The organism is Rhizobium sp. PEPV16 (assembly GCF_008919455.1).
GTDB classification, from domain to species: Bacteria; Pseudomonadota; Alphaproteobacteria; order Rhizobiales; family Rhizobiaceae; genus Rhizobium; species Rhizobium leguminosarum_Q.
This window is the reverse complement of record NZ_VSZV01000106.1, coordinates 353-4,689: the sequence shown is the minus strand read 5'-3', so window position 1 is coordinate 4,689 and position 4,337 is coordinate 353. Positions and strand designations below refer to the sequence as shown.

Below are 4,337 nucleotides of genomic sequence, written 5' to 3'. Positions count from 1 at the left end.
GTATCGATCCGGCGGTGGCAACCGCCTTCGGATGCATCATCCTGCTTCTGCTCGCCGGATCGATCTATTCGCCGAATTTCCTGTCGCCGGATTATCTACTGCAGCAGCTGAAGGTGGCCTCGTTCCTCGGCGTCATCGCCACCGGCATGATGGCGGTCATCCTGCTCGGCCAGATCGACCTTTCGGTGCCATGGGTCGTGACGACAGGTGCGATGATGGCCTGCGCCGCGACGGCTTACGGTACGACCGGCTCGGTTCTGGCGATCCCCTTCGGCATTTTCTGCGGCGCTGCGATCGGTCTCGTCAACGGCCTGGCGGTCGCCTATCTCCGCATTCCCTCGATGATCATCACGCTGGCGACCAATGCCGTCGCGCAAGGGCTGATGGTCGTCTACACCGGCGGCTTCTCCCCGCAGGATTCGGCCACGCCGGCCATGCGGTTCCTGGCAACCGGCTACACAATCCCGGGACTCCCTAACGGGGTTCTCGTCTGGCTATGCGTGGGTTTGGCCGCGGTTTTCATGCTGACGCGGACGACCTTCGGCCGGTCGCTCTACGCCATCGGAAACCGGGAGCGCGCCGCCTACATGTCCGGCATCAATACTCGTCGCATTACGCTTCTGGCTTTTGTTATTTCGGGAGGGCTCAGCGCGCTCGGCGGCGTTCTGCTGGCGGGTTACGCGTCAAAGGCGTCGCAATCCATGGGCGACGCCTATCTGCTGCCGTCGATCGCGGCCGTCGTTCTCGGCGGCACGCATGTGCTCGGCGGCAAAGGTTCCTACCTCGGAACGGTGGCGGGCGTCATCCTGATCACCCTGCTGCAATCCATCCTCTCGGTGATGCAGATCGAGGAAGCCGGCCGCCAGCTCATCTACGGCGCCGTCATCATCGGCATGCTCCTGCTCTACGGCCGCCAGAAGCCGGCCTGATCGGCCGCTGTCGATACTTTCATCTTTTCCAGCATCCGCTGCTTGAGGAAACCTATCGTTTCGGCGAAAAGAAGCTGCCGCGGTTCGATGTCAGCAGGGAAGTCAGAAGGTACGTTTTGTGGCCACCAGCGAATTTCATTCGATCGAACGGGCCGCTCTGGATGATGGACTTGCCGCGCGCGCCTTGAGGGCGATCGAAGCGGTTCTCGGCATTGCCGCGGCACTCGTTCTTGCCGTGCTGCTCTTGATGGTGCTCGTCACAGTTTGCCTGCGTTATTTCTTCAGCGCCGGCTTCATCGGCGCCGAGGATCTCGGCATCTGGCTGCATGTGGGCCTGATTGCGCTCGGCGCGCCGCTCAGCCTCAACAGCGCGCTTGCCATGCGCCTCGACGTCTTCGTCAAGATGCTGCCGGAAAGCCTGCAGAAGGTCACGCCGATCGGCGCCGATGTCTTCACCGTGCTTTCGGCACTGGTCCTGAGCTTCGGCGGCAGCGAGATCATGACGATGCTTGGCGGCGTCTCGCCGACGCTCGGCGTGCCGGAATGGATCCGCTTCGGCTTCCTCGGCGCCGGAGGCGCGCTCATCCTCGTCGTGCTGCTTCTGCAGCGCATTGCCGAAGGCAAGATCCTGCCGGTTTTGATCTCGCTTGCCGTCGGTGTCGCGCTCTATGCTGGCATCCCCTATATCTCGCTCGATCTCGACTGGCCGCCGAGCATTTTTCTCGGACTGATCGCCGCGGTCGGCCTCGTGCTTGCTGCGCCGCTGCCGCACGCCTTTCTTGCCGCGGCCTATGTCGTCATCGCCTTCGGCAGCAGCCTGCCGGAGCCCGCGATCGTTTCCGCGACCGTCACCGGCATCTCGAAATTCCTGCTGCTCGCCATTCCCTTCTTCCTGCTCGCCGGCGGTCTTCTGACTGCCTCCGGCGTCGCCAACCAGCTTGTACGCTTCGCCGCCGCTATGGTCGGCCATCGCCGGGCCGGGCTGGCGCAGACGACGCTGTTGACCAGCGTCCTCTTTTCCGGCGCCTCCGGCTCGTCGGTCGCAAATGCCGCCTTCGGCGCATCGACCTTCCAGCCCGAGCTGGTCAAACACGGCTACCCTCCGGCGCAGGCGGCGGCGATCATCGCCTCGACATCGGTTCTCGACAATGTCATCCCGCCGTCGATCGCCTTCCTGATCCTTGCGACCGCGACCAATCTCTCCGTCGGTTCGCTGCTCGTCGGCGGCTTCTTTGCCGGCGGCCTGATGGCCATATGCCTGGCGGTCGCCATTCATCTGACCGTACGTGAGCAGGTGCCCTTGCCGCGCGCAAACGCGAGGCAGCGCTGGCAATCGGCGGTCCAGGCAATCCCGGCCTTCGGGCTCGGCGTCATCGTCGTCGTCGGCATCCGCATCGGCATCGTCACGACCACGGAGGCCGCAGCACTTGCTGCTTTCTACACGCTGCTGCTCGGCATCGGTGCGCGCCTCGGCATTCTCTCGCTCTATGCCGCCTTTCGCCAGGCAGCAGTCGAAGCGGCGGCAATCGGTCTCCTCATCGGCACAGCCGGCCCCTTTGCCTTCCTGCTGGCGGTCGACGACGTGTCCGGACTGATCTCGCACCTGACGACGGCGCTCGGCGGCAGCGCGCTTGCGGTCATCCTGCTGTCGAACGTCATCCTGCTGGTGGTCGGCCTCGTTCTCGACATCGGCGCCGCGATCCTGCTCTTCGGCCCGATCCTGCTGCCGGCAGCGGTCGCCGCCGGCATCGATCCCATTCAGTTCGGGGTGATCATCGTCGTCAACCTGATGATCCATGGACTGACACCGCCGCTCGGCATGCTGATCTTCGTCGTCAGCGGCGTCACGCGCATTCCCGCCTCAGAGCTCTTTCGGGCGGTGGTTCCCTATCTGCTCGCTCTCCTGGTCTCGCTCGCAATCCTCTGCGCCTGGGCCATCATCTTCTCGTAAACAGGACAACCCCATGGACAATTTCAACCGACGCAATTTCCTGAAGACCGCAGCTCTCGCTGGAACGGCGCTTGCAGCGCCCGCCTTCGTCCGCACCGCCGCCGCTCGCACGACGACGATCACGATCGCCTCGCTGCTCGGCGACGACAAGCCGGAAACGAAGATCTGGGTGAAGATCGGCGAACTCGTCGAAGCGAAACTCCCCGGCCAGTTCAAGTTCAATATCGTCAGGAACGGCGCGCTCGGCGGCGAGAAGGAAGTGGCCGAAGGCGTGCGCCTCGGCTCCATCCAGGCCAGCCTCTCGACGGTCTCGTCGCTCTCCGGCTGGTCGCCGGAACTGCAGATCCTCGATCTGCCCTTCCTCTTCCGCGATGCCGACCATGTTCGCAGGACCGTCGCCGGCGATGTCGGCGTCGATCTCAAGCAGAAACTGCAGGCGCAGAATTTCGTGGTCGGCGATTTCATCAATTACGGCGCCCGCCATCTCCTGACCAAGGAGCCGGTGACGCGGCCGGAGCAGCTCAAGGGCAAGCGCATTCGCGTCATCCAGAGCCCGCTGCACACCAAGCTCTGGAGCGCATTCGGCACGACGCCGATCGGCATTCCGATCACCGAGACCTATAATGCGCTCGCAACCGGCGTCGCCGACGCGATGGATCTGACCAAATCGGCCTATGCCGGCTTCAAGCTCTATGAGGTGGTGCCCGATATGACCGAAACCGGCCACATCTGGGCATCCGGCGTCATCTATTATGCCTCGACCTTCTGGGCCGGTCTCAACGACGATCAGAGGGCGGTGTTCCAGCAGGCTTCCAGCGAAGGGGCTGCCTATTTCAACCAGCTGATCGTCGACGACGAATCCAAATCCGTCGAGATCGCACTTGCCAACGGCGGAAAGCTCTTGAAGCCGGAAGCCTTCGACGAATGGCAGAAAGGCGCCCAGGGCGTATGGGCCGACTTCGCTCCAATCGTCGGCGGCATCGACAGGATCAAATCGGTCCAGGCCGCCTGAGCGAGGGGCGGTTCTCCTGCAGCTTGAATAGGACGATGGAAAAACCCGCGGACTTGCCGGAAAAATAATGCCGAAGCAGGCCGGAAATCGAAAGAGCATGCCTTCGGTGATCGTGGTATATGACTTACTGAAAATCCTGGGATGGGAAGTTTTTTACCTTCAGCCGGCGCGATCCTGATGACCGCAATCTTGCGACCGCTTCCGGCGGACGGATCCCATGGCCTCGATTTGGGATGAATAACATTTAACACAAGGCTTTGGAGGGCCGACCATGAGCTTACGTATCAACGACATTGCCCCCGATTTTACCGCCGACACCACCCAGGGACCGATCAGCTTCCATGAGTGGATCGGCAACGGCTGGGCCGTCCTGTTCTCGCATCCGAAGAATTTCACGCCTGTGTGCACGACCGAGCTCGGTGCCATGGCCGGCCTGGCCGGGGAG

At 62.8% G+C, this 4,337-nt stretch carries 4 protein-coding genes; all 4 read left to right on the top strand.

Annotated elements, in window-relative coordinates:
- The first annotated feature begins 2 nt into the window (after nt 1-2).
- Nucleotides 3-929 (top strand): ABC transporter permease, encoded by a 927-nt coding sequence (locus tag FY112_RS01455; protein WP_151517462.1) that lies wholly within the window; start codon nt 3-5, stop codon nt 927-929.
- Between the two features lie 118 nt (nt 930-1,047).
- A complete protein-coding gene (locus tag FY112_RS01450) occupies nt 1,048-2,880 on the top strand; it encodes a TRAP transporter large permease subunit (protein WP_151517461.1) in 1,833 nt (610 codons plus the stop codon).
- Nucleotides 2,881-2,893: 13 nt separating this feature from the next.
- Entirely contained in the window at nt 2,894-3,892 is a 999-nt protein-coding gene (locus FY112_RS01445) for a TRAP transporter substrate-binding protein (protein WP_131629446.1), read from the top strand.
- A 271-nt stretch (nt 3,893-4,163) separates the two neighbouring features.
- A partial coding sequence (locus tag FY112_RS01435) for a redoxin domain-containing protein (protein WP_151517463.1) occupies nt 4,164-4,337 on the top strand: 174 nt, incomplete at its 3' end.